Annotated in this window: 17 protein-coding genes; 11 read left to right on the top strand and 6 right to left on the bottom strand. The window is 42.8% G+C overall.

The window, feature by feature from the left end:
• Position 1 precedes the first annotated feature (1 nt).
• Together der and AAEZ00_RS04350 are read left to right on the top strand one after the other, a co-directional pair.
• Positions 2–1,468, top strand: coding sequence for a ribosome biogenesis GTPase Der (der, locus tag AAEZ00_RS04355; protein WP_101032395.1), 1,467 nt, complete (start codon positions 2–4; stop codon positions 1,466–1,468).
• Between the two features lie 175 nt (positions 1,469–1,643).
• Positions 1,644–1,853, top strand: a complete 210-nt coding sequence (locus tag AAEZ00_RS04350) for a DUF3565 domain-containing protein (protein WP_351075343.1) — start codon at positions 1,644–1,646, stop codon at positions 1,851–1,853.
• Positions 1,854–1,869: 16 nt separating this feature from the next.
• Here AAEZ00_RS04350 and AAEZ00_RS04345 read toward each other — a convergent pair whose 3' ends face one another.
• Positions 1,870–2,163, bottom strand: a complete 294-nt coding sequence (locus AAEZ00_RS04345; protein WP_351075341.1) for a hypothetical protein — start codon at positions 2,161–2,163, stop codon at positions 1,870–1,872.
• A gap of 283 nt (positions 2,164–2,446) precedes the next feature.
• Between AAEZ00_RS04345 and AAEZ00_RS04340 the strand changes: the two genes are divergently transcribed.
• From AAEZ00_RS04340 to AAEZ00_RS04310, 7 genes are all read left to right on the top strand, one after another.
• Positions 2,447–3,013: a cytochrome b/b6 domain-containing protein gene (locus tag AAEZ00_RS04340; RefSeq protein ID WP_351088391.1), complete on the top strand. Its 567-nt coding sequence runs from the start codon at positions 2,447–2,449 to the stop codon at positions 3,011–3,013.
• A gap of 214 nt (positions 3,014–3,227) precedes the next feature.
• The gene (locus AAEZ00_RS04335; protein WP_232772063.1) at positions 3,228–3,740 is read left to right on the top strand and encodes a TlpA disulfide reductase family protein; all 513 of its coding nucleotides are present in this window, start codon (positions 3,228–3,230) and stop codon (positions 3,738–3,740) included.
• Positions 3,741–3,744: 4 nt separating this feature from the next.
• Entirely contained in the window at positions 3,745–3,984 is a 240-nt protein-coding gene (locus tag AAEZ00_RS04330; protein WP_164839513.1) for a DUF4266 domain-containing protein, read from the top strand.
• Positions 3,975–5,282: a DUF3570 domain-containing protein gene (locus AAEZ00_RS04325; RefSeq protein WP_351088390.1), complete on the top strand. Its 1,308-nt coding sequence runs from the start codon at positions 3,975–3,977 to the stop codon at positions 5,280–5,282. Before AAEZ00_RS04330 ends, AAEZ00_RS04325 begins: the two co-directional genes overlap by 10 nt.
• Positions 5,283–5,359: 77 nt before the next feature.
• Entirely contained in the window at positions 5,360–6,235 is an 876-nt protein-coding gene (locus AAEZ00_RS04320) for an FAD:protein FMN transferase (RefSeq protein WP_351088397.1), read from the top strand.
• 16 nt (positions 6,236–6,251) lie between these two features.
• Positions 6,252–6,911 (top strand): response regulator, encoded by a 660-nt coding sequence (locus AAEZ00_RS04315; RefSeq protein ID WP_101032389.1) that lies wholly within the window; start codon positions 6,252–6,254, stop codon positions 6,909–6,911.
• 60 nt (positions 6,912–6,971) lie between these two features.
• Positions 6,972–8,375 carry an ATP-binding protein gene (locus AAEZ00_RS04310; protein ID WP_351088389.1) on the top strand — a complete coding sequence of 468 codons (1,404 nt, stop codon included), beginning with the start codon at positions 6,972–6,974 and terminating at the stop codon, positions 8,373–8,375.
• A 95-nt stretch (positions 8,376–8,470) separates the two neighbouring features.
• Here the strand turns inward: AAEZ00_RS04310 and AAEZ00_RS04305 are convergent, their stop codons facing one another.
• The 4 genes from AAEZ00_RS04305 to AAEZ00_RS04290 all read right to left on the bottom strand — a co-directional run bounded on the left by AAEZ00_RS04305 (position 8,471) and on the right by AAEZ00_RS04290 (position 12,466).
• Positions 8,471–9,976, bottom strand: coding sequence for a DUF3300 domain-containing protein (locus AAEZ00_RS04305; protein ID WP_351088388.1), 1,506 nt, complete (start codon positions 9,974–9,976; stop codon positions 8,471–8,473).
• 128 nt (positions 9,977–10,104) lie between these two features.
• Positions 10,105–11,433, bottom strand: coding sequence for an ATP-binding protein (locus tag AAEZ00_RS04300; protein ID WP_124011980.1), 1,329 nt, complete (start codon positions 11,431–11,433; stop codon positions 10,105–10,107).
• The gene (locus AAEZ00_RS04295; RefSeq protein ID WP_124011979.1) at positions 11,426–12,109 is read right to left on the bottom strand and encodes a response regulator transcription factor; all 684 of its coding nucleotides are present in this window, start codon (positions 12,107–12,109) and stop codon (positions 11,426–11,428) included. The genes AAEZ00_RS04300 and AAEZ00_RS04295 overlap by 8 nt, the downstream gene beginning before the upstream one ends.
• Positions 12,110–12,112: 3 nt before the next feature.
• On the bottom strand, positions 12,113–12,466 hold the full coding sequence (locus AAEZ00_RS04290; RefSeq protein ID WP_351075328.1) for a PepSY domain-containing protein: 354 nt from the start codon (positions 12,464–12,466) through the stop codon (positions 12,113–12,115).
• 340 nt (positions 12,467–12,806) lie between these two features.
• Here AAEZ00_RS04290 and AAEZ00_RS04285 point away from each other — a divergent pair, with 340 nt between their 5' ends.
• Together AAEZ00_RS04285 and AAEZ00_RS04280 are read left to right on the top strand one after the other, a co-directional pair.
• On the top strand, positions 12,807–13,688 hold the full coding sequence (locus tag AAEZ00_RS04285; protein WP_351075326.1) for a choice-of-anchor H family protein: 882 nt from the start codon (positions 12,807–12,809) through the stop codon (positions 13,686–13,688).
• A gap of 124 nt (positions 13,689–13,812) precedes the next feature.
• Positions 13,813–14,490, top strand: coding sequence for a YiaD family glycine zipper/OmpA-like lipoprotein (locus tag AAEZ00_RS04280; protein WP_351075324.1), 678 nt, complete (start codon positions 13,813–13,815; stop codon positions 14,488–14,490).
• A 236-nt stretch (positions 14,491–14,726) separates the two neighbouring features.
• Here AAEZ00_RS04280 and xseA read toward each other — a convergent pair whose 3' ends face one another.
• Complete coding sequence (xseA, locus tag AAEZ00_RS04275) at positions 14,727–16,055, bottom strand: exodeoxyribonuclease VII large subunit (protein ID WP_335688477.1); 1,329 nt, start codon at positions 16,053–16,055, stop codon at positions 14,727–14,729.
• Positions 16,056–16,138: the final 83 nt, after the last annotated feature.

The raw sequence follows: 16,138 nt of genomic DNA, 5'->3' as shown, positions 1-16,138 counted from the left end.
CATGATCCCTGTTGTGGCCCTTGTTGGGCGACCGAATGTCGGCAAATCGACATTATTTAACCGTCTTACTCGTACTCGTGATGCGTTAGTCGCTGATTTCCCTGGCTTAACACGTGACCGTAAATACGGCCGTGCATTTTTAGCTGGCTACGAGTTTATCGTTGTTGATACTGGCGGTATTGATGGCACTGAAGAGGGGATCGAAACTAAAATGGCTGAACAGTCATTGGCTGCGATCGAAGAAGCCGATGTTGTATTATTTATGACCGATGCCCGTTCCGGTCTTACCGCTGCTGATTTAGCGATTGCTCAGCATTTACGTAGCCGCGACAAGGTGACCTTTGTTGTTGCCAACAAAGTTGATGGTATTGATGCTGATTCAGCTTGTGGTGAGTTTTGGTCTCTTGGTTTAGGCGAAGTATATCAAATGGCTGCGGCACAAGGCCGTGGTGTCACCAACATGATCGACTATGCGTTAACGCCTTATGCTGAAGCTATGGGTATTGTTCGTGAATTAGACGAAGAAGGCGAACAAGTTGAGCGTGAATATACTGAAGAAGAAGCTGAAGCGGAACAAGAACGCCTACAAAACTTACCGATTAAGCTTGCCATTATTGGTAAGCCTAACGTAGGTAAATCAACGTTGATCAACCGTATTTTAGGTGAAGAGCGTGTCGTAGTTTATGACGAACCCGGAACCACCCGTGACAGTATTTATATTCCAATGTCGCGTGAAGGTAGAGAGTACGTGTTAATTGATACAGCAGGTGTTCGTCGCCGCAGTAAAGTCAATGAAGTTATCGAGAAATTCTCGGTGATTAAAACCTTAAAAGCGGTTGAAGATGCTAACGTAGTATTGTTAGTGATCGATGCGCGTGAAGGGATTGCAGAGCAAGATCTGGGTTTATTAGGCTTTACCTTAAACGCAGGTCGTGCATTGGTTATTGCCATAAACAAGTGGGATGGTATTGATCAAAAAATCAAAGACCGTGTTAAAAGTGAACTTGATCGCCGTTTAGGCTTTATCGATTTTGCGCGTATCCACTTTATTTCGGCGTTACATGGCACCGGTGTTGGCCATTTATATGAGTCAATTGAAGAAGCATACGACAGTGCGACACGTCGTGTGAGTACTTCAATGCTAACTCGCGTTATGCAAATGTCTCAAGATGATCACCAGCCACCATTGGTTAATGGTCGCCGTGTGAAATTGAAATATGCTCACGCTGGCGGTTATAACCCTCCGATTGTTGTTATCCACGGTAACCAAGTTAAGAAGCTACCTGATTCGTATAAGCGTTATATGATGAATTACTTCCGTCGTTCATTAAAAGTTGTCGGTACGCCCATTCAGTTACGTTTCCATGAGGGTGCTAACCCGTTTGAAGGTAAAACGGTGAAATTAACCGTAGGTCAAGAGCGTCGTCGTAAGCGTGCAATGAGCCATATTCGCGATCGTACTAAATAACCCGCGCTAAGGTTAAGTAATCTAGCATGTAGTTAAGTTATTTATTGCTCAAAAAGCCTGACTCGTTCAGGCTTTTTTGTGGGTGTTATCGACATGGTATGGGCTATTTATTGAGCCAGCAGAAATATAATCCATTGTGTCGCAATGTAATACATTAACCATTGGGCTAACCAATATGCAGCAAAAAATTATCGGTTATCATTTGGATAAAGAGCATCATTGGGTGGCAGAATTGGACTGCGGCCATTTTCAACATGTGCGCCATAATCCGCCGTGGACCGTTCGCCTGTGGGTAACAACTGTTGCCGGTCGGCAACAGAAATTGGGTATGGTTCTCAGTTGCAAAAAATGCGATGTCGCGGCACCGCCAGATAGTATCGGCTAAATTAAGTTTGCTTAGCTTAAGACGTTAAATCAGCAGTGGCTCGGCAAAACCATAAATAAGCGGCTATGTAAGCACATATAATACTGTCCATTATCATTGATAACCAAAAGCCATCGACAAAAGATTGATTGGCATTGCTCAATACTAGGCTAATAAAAAACAGCTTTTCAATTAGCGCAATGCAAAACAGTGGTTTTATCCAAGTTGAACGGACCATGGCAATAAAAAAACTGCATCCGAGCATTAATACCATAGCCCTCCAATGCTGAATAAATATCGTATCGTCGACCACATAGATTAGTTGGTTCATATTTTCGACGGCCCATAGGGGGAACACAGTATAAAGTCTACCTAATGAGGTTCCTGTACTTGCAGAAATAGGCCACAAGCAGGAATATGGCCACTTGTCGGCTTTGATTAAAAATGTATGTCGGGTGTGACTCACTTCAAGGTTATTTTAGCGCCATAATGTCATGTTTTAGATTATTGTTCGATTAATGTTCGATTACTGTTCGATTAATGCTATTCATAAGTAATTGTTAAGATTCGGGCGTGATAATGGCGCCATCATCGCAATCCTATCGAGGTTTTTTATGCAAACACAAACAACTTATCCACTGCTACACCGTTTACTCCATTGGGGACTTGCCTTGACCATGATGGTCATGTTGTTAACCATATTATTGAGGCTTGGCTGGATGGAGAAACACCATATGGCCGCCATTATTCATCAAGGTCTGGCCAAAATAGATCTCATTATTAGCGATCAACAATCGGTGAGCATTGCAAAAAGTATTCGTGGAGTGATGTTCCAGTGGCATATTTATTTTGGTTATGCCGTGGGCGTATTTTTGTTGGCTCGTTTTGTTTATATGGCTAAATTTGGTCTGCACTATCTATCCCCTTTCTCGCGCCAAGCTAGTACAAAACAAAAGTTTCAAGCGTGGGTGTATTGGGGGTTTTATGCGGGTGTTGCGCTATCTGTGATACTCGGTCTGTTGCTCAAGTTTGGCCCTGAAGCGATAGAAGATCAGGTTGAAACAATTCACAAGCTAGCACTTTGGTATTTCGTCCCTTTTATTGGTTTACATTTAGCGGGGATTTTAGTGGCTGAGTCGGGAAACGATAAAGGCCTAGTGTCTAAAATGATTGGTGGCTAGTGTTAGTGCCTGTTGATCGTTAAAGATTAATGTTGCAGTAGTTTGTAGTGATGTTATCAAGGCGGAGTTTATGACGTATGGCTGTTCTCCATCAATAAGCATAACCTAATAGAAAGAAGCCACAAAAGCTGCCCATAAGATATGTTGCCATTGCTTAAGTAAATCTTAAGATTGGTAGCTTATGTTGTGGGCAATCTGTTCATTAGGTGAAAATATGATGTCAATTGGGTTATTTTCTCATTTTCGTAAAATCAAGTTTATAGCGTTAAGTTTAGCTGTAGGGTTAGGTGTTAACACCCAAACTCAAGCGGCTCCCTCATTAGAACACAATGTATTGAATCAACAAGGCGCAAGCGTTAGTTTGCAAGAGTTTGCTGGCAAAGTGGTTTATGTCGATTTTTGGGCATCATGGTGTGGCCCATGCCGTAAATCATTTCCTTGGATGAATGCAATGCAGGCTAAATATCAACAGCAAGGTTTAGAGGTGGTAGCGATTAATCTTGATGTTGATAGCGCATTAGCTCATGAGTTTTTGAGTAAGCTGCCGGCACAATTTAATCTTCGTTTTGATCCAGAGGGTGATGTTGCGCACGCCTTTGAATTACAAGGTATGCCAAGTAGCTTTTTGTTTAATCGCAAAGGTGAATTAGTGCAAAGCCACGTGGGATTTTATCAACAAAATATTCCCGCATATGAACAAGAAATCCAAATGTTGTTACAGGAGTAATCATATGACAAAACCGTGGTGTCAACAATTAGCCAAGACAGTTGCTGTTATCGCTGTCGTGAGTAGCCTGGTAGGGTGTTCGAGCCTAGGTGTACAACCTTGGGAGAAAGATCAATTAGCCCGTGCAGACATGGCCTTAAACAGCGAAAAGCTCGATCTCGCGTTAGATGATCATATTTATTTTAGTAAAGAAGGCACCAGTGGTGGTCGTTCATTAGCGGGCGGAGGTTGTGGATGCAACTAACATCTAAGCAAAGTATTGCCAGTGCATTGGCGTTAGCAAGTTGTAGTTTATTGAGCCAACAGGTCAGCGCTGCAGATTCGGCAGAGTCTGGTGCTGTGAATGATGATTGGAAAGTCGACGCCGCCATTATGTATTATGGTGAGCAAGATAGAGTTCAAGCTGCTGAAGCGATTGGTAATGTGCAAAAAGCGTTTGGTGACAGTTCGCTATTGGACATGAAAATTGTGGTCGACAGTTTGACCGGCGCATCTGCCTCAGGTGCGGTTGCACAAAGCGAAAGCCAAACCTTTACTCGTCCTTCTGGTGACGGCCAATATAACGTTGCCACAGGTGATACACCGCTTGATGATACTTTTCATGATACTCGTGTTCAGCTGAGTGCGAATTGGCAAGAAGTGATTAATCAAGATTGGACCGGTAATATAGGCGTTTATGGCTCCAAAGAGTTCGATTACCTATCGATGGGTATTAACGGTGGCCTTGAGCGTAGCTTTAATAAAAATAACACCACGTTGTCGTTATCGGGTGCATTTACTAATGATGTGGTTGATCCTGTCGGTGGACGCCCTGTGGCAATGTCTGAAATGGTGTTTCGTGGTGATTATGGCAACGATGCCGATTATCAAGCTGCCTTTGATCAAACTCGTTTAGCGGGCGATGATACCAAACAAACTAGCGATATCATGTTTGGCGTGACACAGATTATTAATCGTAATTGGTTGATGCAGGCTAACTACGGTTTATCCAGTGTGTCAGGTTACATGACTGACCCGTATAAAATTCTCAGTGAAGTCGATATCAACGGTAAAACCCAAGCTTACCGCTACGAGAATCGTCCTGACTCACGTCTTAAGCACAGTGTGTTTTTACTCACTAAAGGTGCCTTGGATTCTGGTGTAGTCGATTTTTCATATCGTTATAGTACGGATGATTGGGATATTCAGTCACAGACTTTAGAAACTCATTATCGATACTATTTTAGTCCAAGCATGTACGGGCAATTGCATTTGCGTTATTACCAGCAGCAAGCGGCTGAGTTTTATCAACCCTTTTTGATGAGCGGCGATGCCATACCTGAGTATGCCAGTGCTGATTATCGTATTAGTGATATGACGGCTTATACTATTGGGCTTAAGTTTGGTCAGCGTTTATCGGGTGGCCATGAATTGAGTTATCGTCTTGAGTATTACCAGCAAAATCCTGAAAATAATGGCACAGAGATACCTGGTCAGTTGCAAAATTACGATTTATTCCCTGCGGTAAAAGCAATCATAGCCCAAGTGAGTTATTCGTTTTAAGATGAGAGTATCATCAATAAACAGAGTGATTTAACTTGCTTAAACCACTAACTAAAGTGTCAAAAGCCCCAACAGTGATGAGCTTACAGCCTCGTCCTTGGGGCTTTTTAGGTTCATTTAACGCCATGGCAAGTCCGTGTGAGTTGTTAATGGCGGTTAATGACGAGCACATTGCTAGGCAAATGCTAAATCTTGCTTATGATGAGGCAAAGCGTATCGAACATAAATTTAGTCGTTTTATTGAGGGTAATGTGGTGTGGCAGTTAAACCATGCTCAAGGTGAAACGACACCGATTGATGCCGAAACGCTTCATTTACTAACGTTCGCCCAGCAATGTTTTCAATTAAGTGAGGCGGCGTTTGATATTAGTGCTTGCCCATTAATGGCATTATGGCGCTTTGACGGCAGCCATCGTGTGCCTAGCCAAACTGATATCGATGATGCCTTGCAACATGTCGGTTTTGCTCATATTGAATTGACTGACACGACGGTTTTTATGCCTGCAGGTATGAGTGTCGACTTTGGCGGTATTGGCAAAGAATATGCGGTCGATCGCACCGCGCAATTATTGGCTCTACGTTGGCCAAAAACGTCGGTGCTAGTCAATTTTGGTGGTGATATTGCTTGCCCTATTAGCAAGGATGATGGCTGGCAAGTGGGCATTGAAAATCCGCAGAAGCTTGATAACGCTGCAGCATTATTAACCATTCGCCAAGGTGCATTAGCCACCAGTGGCCATACCCGCCGCTATATTGAGGTCGCTGGTAAGCGTTATGGACATATTATTAATCCTAACAATGGTTACCCGGTTGAACAGGCGCCATTATCTGTCACAGTGCTGGGGCCCAATTGTGTCATGGCGGGAATGTTAGCCACCATGTCGATGTTAAAAGGACCTGATGCTGAAGACTTTTTACAGCAACAAGGTGTCGATTTTAAGGTGTTTCGGTAAATAATAAGGACAATCAATGCGGGTATTGTTAGTTGAGGATAATAAGCTTTTAGCGCAAGGCTTAATGATGGGCCTTGCCAAAGAGGGTATTCAAGTCGATCATTTACCGTCCTATAAGCAGGCGCAGGTAGCGTTAGAGAATGAAGATTTTAGTGCGATTATTTTGGATCTTGGTTTGCCCGATGGCAATGGTGCTGATTTATTAAAACAGTGGCGTAGAAACGGTATCTCATTACCGATTATTGTGTTGACCGCCAACACGGATTTTGACACGCGCTTGATGTGTTTAGACATTGGCGCTGATGATTATTTAAGTAAGCCCTTTGACGTAAGGGAATTAATTGCCAGGCTCAAAGCGATCATTCGTCGTCAGCATGGTTTAGATCATAACCAATTCAGTTATGGGGCGTTAGCGATTGATTTTACCCGCTGTGACGTGCATTTTCGTGATCAATTAATTTCATTGTCTCGGCGTGAATATCAACTCTTGTTAGAGTTTGCTCAGTCAGCTGGGAGAGTGTTAACTCGCAGTCAACTCGAACAATTAACGTATGGCTGGGATGAGGTGGGCAGCAACTCGATTGAAGTCCATATTCATCATCTACGAAAAAAAATGGCCACTGAATTGATTAAAACCGTGCGCGGTATTGGTTACATTTTAATGGAAATTGTATAATTTACACGTTAAGCTAAACCATTAAAAATAATAAGATTATGTCAATATCATAAGGATGTTATGTTTTCGCTGCGACTATTATCAAGCTTGCTTATGTTGGTAGGTATTATATTAACCGTCACATTTTCGAGTCTATTAAGCACGCGAGATTCTATCTATGAAGTGGAAGAATTATTTGACGCGCAAATGGTTCAAACAGCCAAAATGCTGGAACAGTTTTATGTGGATCAGCTGACCGAAGAGCAACTAGCACAACTGATCTCAGTGCCAATCTTGTTTCATGTCGATGATTCCAATATCGAAACCTTTGCAGATCAAACTAACCCTGAAACATTATCCTATGAACATAAGCTCTCATTTCAATTACTGTCTGCAACGGGGGCGTTGCTGGCTTATTCTGATAGTTCAGGTAAAGAGCTACTGACAGACTTTACCCCAGGTTATGCCATCAAAATTATTCAAGGCGATAAATGGCATGTTTACAGTCTGTTCTCTAAACCTAATCAAGTATGGATAGTTACAGCGCAACGGGATGATGTTCGCCGAGAGTTAGTATCATTAATCATCAGTAACACTTGGCGATCGCCATTAATCATTACCCCCATCATAATGTTTTTTATGTTGCTGCTAACCTATTATTTATTTAAACCGGTTAAGTTATTAGAGCGCCATTTAGATAATCGTGCGGTTCAAGATCTCACCCCCATTGATATCAAATTACCGAAGGAATTAATTTCAACGCAATATGCATTAAACAGTTACTTATTACGCATTGCTGACACCATGATCCGTGAACGCCGTTTTAGCGCAGATGCTGCCCACGAATTAAAAACCCCTTTGGCGATTATTAAATTGCACAGTGATGGATTACGTGATGTGTTAATGGGGGCAGATGATGCAGTGCAACAAGAAGCTTTGCCTTATATTCAGGCCATGAGCGAAGGTATTAATCGTGTAAGCCATACCGTGGAGCAACTGTTGCTGTTGTCGCGTGTTGATGCCATTGAGGCGTTAAATATAACCGATTGTAAGCTGCAAAATATTATGGAGAACGTGATTAATCAGCTATTACACGTGATTGCAGATTACGAATGGCATATCGTTATTCCCCCAGAGATGACCATCAATGCCGATCAATTTTACCTCGAATTGGTACTGAAAAATATTATCGAAAACGCCTGCAAATACAGCCCTCTAGAATCATTAATTACCATTAAGGTTTCTGAAGATGATAAGCAGACGATGATTTGTGTGATGGATCAAGGTTGCGGTATGTCTGATGAAGAAATCAATTTAGCAAAAAACCGATTTTATCGTGTTGATGAAAATGCCTCACAAGGAGCCGGTTTAGGCTTGTCTATTTGCCAGCACATTATCAGCTTGCATCATGGTGAGCTAACCTTTAATCGGCTAGAACCTGATGGACTAAAGGTGTGCATTGTATTACCTCACACTCAGGTTTAGCTTGTATCTCCTCTGCCGCACTGATTTTCAATCAAAAAAAACAGCATGAGAGGGGGATACTACTCATGCTGTTTTTACGCGAGTGTGTTATTGAGCTACTGTCTTTCTCTTGAGTGTTTACTGTCTCTTGATTGGCTTGCATGGCGTGATGATGAATTATCTCGTTGCTGACTCTTCGAGCGTGAAGCGTGTTGAGGCGCCGATCTCGTTGTTGAGCGAACTTGCTGGTTTTGCGGTTCGCTTCTGCGTGTTTGTTTAGCTTGCTTTTGCTGATGGCGCATGGCGTTAACTTGTGGCTGACGCGCTTTTTCAACTCGGGTATTACGTTGAGCTTGTTGTAATGCTTGAGTGCGTGGTTTATTTGTCACATTAGCCACGGGTTTCGCATTATATTTACGGCCTGTTTGAGTCACGTCGCGTTGACGGCTGTAGTGGGATTTTGTTGGCTCGCCTTTACGATCAAACGATTTACCCTGTGCCGTCGGGTGGCGCTGCTGACTTAACTCGCGCTTTAGCTGAGTACTTCTGTGTTCAAGTGGCTCATTACGGTTAACGCCTCTTACCACTGAGTTATGGCTGCGCTGGTCCTGTTTGCTGTTATGGTTTACCTGTTTACGCTGATCGTTAACCTTGGTTGAGTAATGACGAGATCCATTGGCTCGCTGACGTTTAGGCTCACGGGAATAACTCACCGGTTTATTACGTTTTTCATAATGGCCATTGTAACGTTTGCTGAGCACTTGGCTGCGATAGGCGACGCCTTTGCGATGCTTAGGCTTATGTTGCCAATGCTGTGCACCATGGCTGTAGGTTATTTTTCGTGGCGTGTAGTAACGGTAGTGTTGACGCACTGGCACCGCAATCACACGACGATCATGCCAATGAAAACCGCTAAAAAAGTAGTTAAAGCTAATCTGTATTCCGCTGTTCCAAAAAATGGCACTGTGGTTAGGGCGATAATTCACATAAGCAGGCGCATGCCAATAAACGGGTGGATAACGGTTCCAGCGCCAGTTTCCGTAAACAATACGGCTATCGTAATAAGGCACATAAACAATTTCAGGGCGAGCCGATTCAATAATGATCTGCTGCTCAACCCGCGAGACTTTTACTTGCTCAAGGTTGGCCAAGTTATTGGCTTCATCAGCTTGCTGTCTTAGGGATTGAATGGTGTCTAACATGCGACCTTCGTCTTGTAAAAAGGCATCACCTATGTTTTGTGTCCAAGCTAAATCATCATTTAAACGCTGCAATACATTTGGAAATGCCACCAAGGCTTTAACGCTTGGGTCCCAGTCTTGCGACTCTACCTCGGTCATGATTTGGTTAGTGTCGCGATCACCTTGGTTTGATGACCAACGTTTGGCTTGGACAATTTCTAACGGATACGTTGACGCAATTAAGATGTGGGTTAATAAGCTGTCTGGATATAGCGCAATGGGCGCGAGCATTTGTGCCAACTCAGCATCACTGACCACATCCGCTTGGGCGGTGTCAGTGTATGCGTTTGTTGGCTGCGCCGCTTGCACACTCGTTAATGGCATAAAGACCAATACTAAGGCAAGTAGCGCCTGAGCGGGTGCGTGAATGGCTTTTTTCATGTTATCTCCAGTGTCATTAATGACTGTTAACTCGATAATAACGGGTTGAAGATGAACATAAGCTGAAAGCGGATAATTGAAATTCACCGAGTGGGCAGTTAATTTACCGCGCAGCCTAAAGCCGATTTTTACTGTTCAAAGGTAAACTCGAACTTGGCCCCCTGTAATGACGCTGATTGACCGACGGTTAAGTTGCCATGGTAACTGTCGACAAGATCTCTGACGATGGCCAGTCCGATCCCGTGACCTTGGGCATAAGTGTCTGCACGGATCCCACGCTCAAAAATATGTTGCTGTTTTTCTTCAGGAATACCCTCACCATCATCTTCAATGGTCATCCACAGCTGATTGTCTTGCTGTTTAAGGGTGAGTGTTACCCTTGTTTTAGCGGCTTTACAGGCATTGTCGAGCACATTGCCAAGCATTTCGGTTAAGTCTGCTTCATCGCCTTTAAAACGGGCTTGTTTGTTTGGATGATACTCGATGGTAAGATTTCGATGTTGGTAAATCTTACTTAACGTTCTGACTAATCTGACGGCAATGCTGTCAACACTGATCCCTATATGCCAACCGCTACCAGCGGCACTTTGTGCCCGCCTGAGTTGATAGGCAATAATCTGGTTGATGCGATTAATTTGTTCGAGTGATGCTTCGCTTAAATCGGCTTGGGTTTGAATGACCGCTAAAGGTGTTTTTAAACTGTGGGCTAAATCAGCTAAGGCATTACGGTAGCGTTTACGTTGATTTTGTTCGGTTTGTAATAAGGTGTTTAATTGTTTGGCTACTTTTTGCAGTTCCACAGGGTAGTGGGTGCTCAGCTGCATCGACGTGCCTTGTTCTACTGCAGTGAGTTCTTGGCTAAACTGACCTAAAGGCTTTAGAGTCCACAATAACCAACTTAGCTGCACTATGACCAATAAGGCGGTTAAGATCAGTAACCAAGTCCACAAGGTATTGGAGAACTTTTGGATTTGTTGCAGGTATTCTTGTTTGTTTTTTATAATGTGCAGCGTCATGGTAAAGGGCTGTTCGCTAGTGGCAAAACTGACGCTAAAACTATATATCAACAGAGGTTTATCATTAATCATTATCGAGTCGAACGTGCTTCTGCCCGTCGCGGGTTTAGGCAAGTTAATGGGTGTGTTGAGACCGAGAAATGAATTGGAAGTCCACAGTAATTGATTGTCTTTGGTGGTGATCAACGCATAAAGGCCAGAACCAATCACATTGAACTGATTTTCAAGTAAATGTGACGGCATTTGTAACTCATTATCTTCCACTTCTGCCATGGCTAAAACAGAGTAAACATACGCCTTTAACTGGTTTTTGGCGGCAACATTTACCTGTGTCTCAAAGGCATTGTTAAGGGTAATGCCAATAATGGGCAGCAACACCAAAATCAGCAATAAGGCACTGACAACAATGCGAACTTTAAGCGAACTCAGTAGGTTATGCATCTTGGTCTAATTGGCGCAGACGATAGCCTTGACCACGCAAGGTTTCAATCAATTGGTATTGATTATCTGGGTCGAGTTTTTTACGTAACCGACGAATGAAAACTTCAATCACGTTGGAGTCTAAATCAAAATCTTGATCATAAATATGTTCGATTAAACTGCTTTTTGAATGCACAGATCCCGGATGTAACATCAGATATTCAAACAACTTATATTCTGAGCCACTTAAATTAATCACTTGCAAGTGCTTTTTAATTTCAAAACTGCGGGTATTAATACTAAATGGCCCGTTGTGGATTACTGGGCTGGCTTTACCTGCCGAACGTCTAATTAAGGCATTAACACGGGCGACAAGTTCTTCTAGCTGAAAGGGTTTACTTAAGTAATCATCTGCGCCGGCATCTAAACCAACCACTTTATCTTGCCAACTGTCTCGAGCGGTTAAAATGATAATCGGGTAGCTGATGTTTTGCTGACGTAACAGGCTGATTAATGATAAGCCATCGAGCTTGGGTAAGCCTACGTCGATAATCGCCACATCATATTGATATTCTTGAGCCTGAAATAAACCTTCTTCACCATCACTGGCGACATCAACGGTATATTGCGCCTCGATAAGATGGCGTTTGATGTTATCTTGCAAAGCTAAATCGTCTTCGACGAGTAATAATCTCATGGGTTAGTTCCTTGTGACCGCGCCATTAGTAGCATCCACTGACACATAAAAAATCACCCCATCATTGGTGAGTAATTTAATCCGATAACCCGGGTGTCCATTGACGTTAGCTGATTGTACTTTTAACACTTTACCCGAATAGCGACGTTGAGCTATCTGTACGGCTTTTTGGGCGCTAGTGACCACCAGATTATTATTTTGATTATTGTTCTGACGACTATTGTTGAGGCCGGGGGAGAAGTTAACGCCTGTGGAATAAGATAAAACAGAAGCGTAAGACGAAACTGAACACGTCAGTGACAGTATCGCTAACATCAGGCTTAACATGATGGCATTTACGTTGAGCATACGCTGCATATTGTGATCCCTAATAACCTCATTGTTGCCAGTGTAAAAGATCCCTTTCGATATAGAAACATCTACTTAACTCAACCTAATTGAGAAAAGCCTCTACAAGTATAGATAAACGTAAATTTTTGGATAATTTGCCATTGCAGTATACGTTCCAGCAGATGAACATTAACTGAATGGTTTTCAGGTTATGCTGAGCCTCAGCTGTATCGGTTTATGGTAGGGGCGTTAATCGGTCGGTGTTTTCAAGGTAGTCAGCCTCGTTGTTATGATCAGCTTATGTTCAGCTTATGTTCATTTTGAGTAGGTTTTAATGGCCTTAATATCAAGACTGTGAGGAATGAACATGAAACATAATACTGCGAAAACAGCTAACGTATCGACACTGAATACCCAAGTGAAATGGGGGCTAAGTTTGTGTGTTGCCAGTGCGCTTTGGTTAAGTTCGCCAGCAGTACATGGCGCTGAGCGGTTATCTGAACAAGCTTTGGGTACATACAGTCAGGCAAGAGTCATTAATCTCCAAACACCCGAATCTGAAGCCGATAAATTGGCTAGGGTGGATGCGTTGCATAAGCAAGCTAAGTTGCTAAGCAGCGCCGACAATGTGACTAAAAAAGTCACCCGTGAACAGGTGATGGCCAAAAATCAAAAAGTCGCTGCCACTGCAGCAAACCAACAACAGCGGGCATTAGCTCTGCAAAACCAAGTTGTTTACTACGATTTTTCATTCTATGGTGCCGATTCTCGCTTATATGATGACTACGATTACGATGGCTTTTATCAAACATTTAGTGTGACTTTTGATGCAGACATTAATAGCAGCTCGGGTGACATTCAGGCCGATGTATTTGCCGAATTATATTTAAGCCAAGATGGTGGACCGTGGATCCATTATTACTCGACGGATGTATTCACCTTAAATGCAGACGCTAGCAATGATGATTATGAAGTGCTTACGACATTGGCCAATGGTTATCAAACTGATCATTACGATGTATTGATCGATTTATATGAATTAGGTTATGCCGATCCTGTTGCGACAATCAGCAGTGATGAATCCAATGCACTATACGCTCTGCCACTTGAAAGCAGCGATCGTGATCTGGTTTATGTCGAAGAGGTGTATATCGAAACTGAACATTCAGGTGGGGCGTTATCTTGGTTAAGTGTAGGCTTGCTTGCGGGATTTGCGAGGTTGCGTCAACGTTTGATTAATAAAAAATAACGTCATGTTTAGGCTTATGTAAGTTATAATAACTATATTATTACGTCATCTTTTTTTAATTTCATCATTTTTTGATTTTGGCAGTTTTTGCTTATTCATCAGGGATAAGTATTTAGGAGTGTGTATGTTAGTAAAGTTAAATGCATCATTGTTATGCAGTTCATTAATTGGTTCGGTGCTGTTGTTGTCAGGTTGCCAATTACCTAATCCCTATACAGGTGAATCAGAAAATTCTAAAGCCACTAATGGCGCCATGATTGGCGCCCTTTCAGGCGCTGCCATTGGTGTTCTGTCATCAAGCAAAAGCGACCGCGGTAAAGGTGCTTTGATTGGTGCAGCATCTGGTGCTGCCGTTGGTGGCGGTGTTGGATATTACATGGATGTGCAAGAAGCTGAGTTGCGTAAGCAGTTAAAATCCACTGGCGTCAGTGTGACCCGCAACGGTGACACGATTGTACTGAATATGCCTAATGAAGTGACCTTTGCAGTTGATCAAACGGTATTAAGTGGACGGGCTAAATCAGTATTAAACAGTGTGGTATTAGTGGCAAAAGAATACGATGACACCCGCTTAAATGTGATTGGTTATACCGACAGTTCGGGTTCTGATTCTTACAACTTACGTTTATCTCAAGTACGAGCAAGCGAAGTTGCGCAGTATCTTACCAGCCAAAAAGTCAGTGGCTCACGAGTGTCATCTACTGGCATGGGCGAATCAAGCCCGATTGCGAGTAATGCTTCCGAGCAAGGTCGTTCGCAAAATCGTCGCGTTGAAATTGTACTCACGCCAATGGGTAAATAACCATTAGTCAGTAGTCAGTCGATGAATAATAAGTATTCGGTTTATATCACTGAATACAAAAAAAGGCACTAAGTGAGATAATCACTTAGTGCCTTTTTTATGATTATGGCTGACGTTAGGCTGAGCCGTGGTGCTATGTTTTGGCTTGCGATGGCTTGCGATGGCTTGAGTTGCAATTGACGTAGCGTAAGTCATCACCTCACTATTTGATAACCGTCACTTATCCCGAGTTGAGGTTATTTAACTACCGAGGCGATGTGACCTCGGGCAAGTTGGGTCTGAATTTCATCCCCAGATTTTACACTAGCGCCATCAAATAATACTTTGCCATTATTGTCTTTGGTGATCGAATACCCACGACTTAATGTGGCTAACGGGCTCACGGTATCAAGCTGATGTGCGGTGTTAGACAGCTTTTGTTCTGATTGGGTCAATTTGTGCTGTATCGCATCCATTAAGCGTGTATTGAGGTATGACAATCGATTAGTTTCCAGCTTTAGGGTATTAATGGGCGAGCGCTGCTGTAAGCGATTATGTAATTGCTGGTGGCGTAAGGTTAAGCGACTGAGTTTATGCTGTAAGGCGTTTTCTAGGCGCATTTGCATTTCGTCAAAACGTTGTTCAAATTGCTGTAGTTTGCGTTGAGGTTCATGGCGTTGCAGTTGATGTGATAGCTGAGTTAATCGTCCATACTGCTGCAATTGGTAATGTTTCATGCCCTGTTGTAAACGCGATAATAATAGCGCTAACTTTTCTGCCTTATTGCCTTTATCTTTTGATAATAGTTCAGCGCCAGCAGAGGGGGTCGGTGCGCGAACATCGGCAACATAATCGCTGATAGTGGTATCAATTTCGTGTCCTACAGCGCTGATGACCGGCAGTGCACTGTTGTATATTGCATGGGCAAGATCTTGGTGATTAAAACACCATAAATCTTCTAATGACCCTCCTCCACGAGCCAGTAACAACACATCGACTTCCATGCGTTGATTAGCGGTGACAATAGCTTGGCAAATTAATTGATAAGCTGCTGCGCCCTGTACCTGAGTGGGGTAAACAATCACTTCGATAGAGGGATCTCGACGTGCTAATACATGTAAAATATCCCGCAGTGCAGCCCCCGTTGCCGACGTAATAACACCAATACGTTGAATATTGTCTGGGATAGGGCGTTTAGTTTCTAATGCAAATAAGCCTTCAGCGGCTAATTTTAGCTTTAATGCTTCAAATTCTTGTGCCAGTAATCCATCACCTGCTGGCTGCATGGACTCAAGCAGTAATTGATAGTCGCCACGGGGCTCGTAAACACTGATAGCACCTTTAACCAATATTTGCTGGCCATTAATAGGTTTAAAGCGTACCGATTGATTACGGCCTTTAAACATCGCACAGCGAATTTGTGAATGAGCGTCTTTTAAGGTGAGGTACCAATGGCCAGAGCTGGGTGACGAAAAGTTTGATATTTCACCGTTTAACCATATTTTACCGACTTGACCTTCAAGAATATGCTTAACTTCGCTATTCAATTGCGACACGCTGTAAACATTGTTTTTTGTGGCACTCATGAATATTCTCATTCTAACGTTAATAAAAATCTATTTTCCATTTACCAACTGCAATATGCAAGGTATAATCTCGCCGCAATATT

This window comes from Shewanella sp. S1-49-MNA-CIBAN-0167 (genome assembly GCF_040310145.1).
Taxonomy (GTDB): Bacteria; Pseudomonadota; Gammaproteobacteria; order Enterobacterales; family Shewanellaceae; genus Shewanella; species Shewanella psychromarinicola.
Note: the sequence above shows the minus strand (reverse complement) of the source record. Positions and strands in the feature narration are given on the sequence as shown.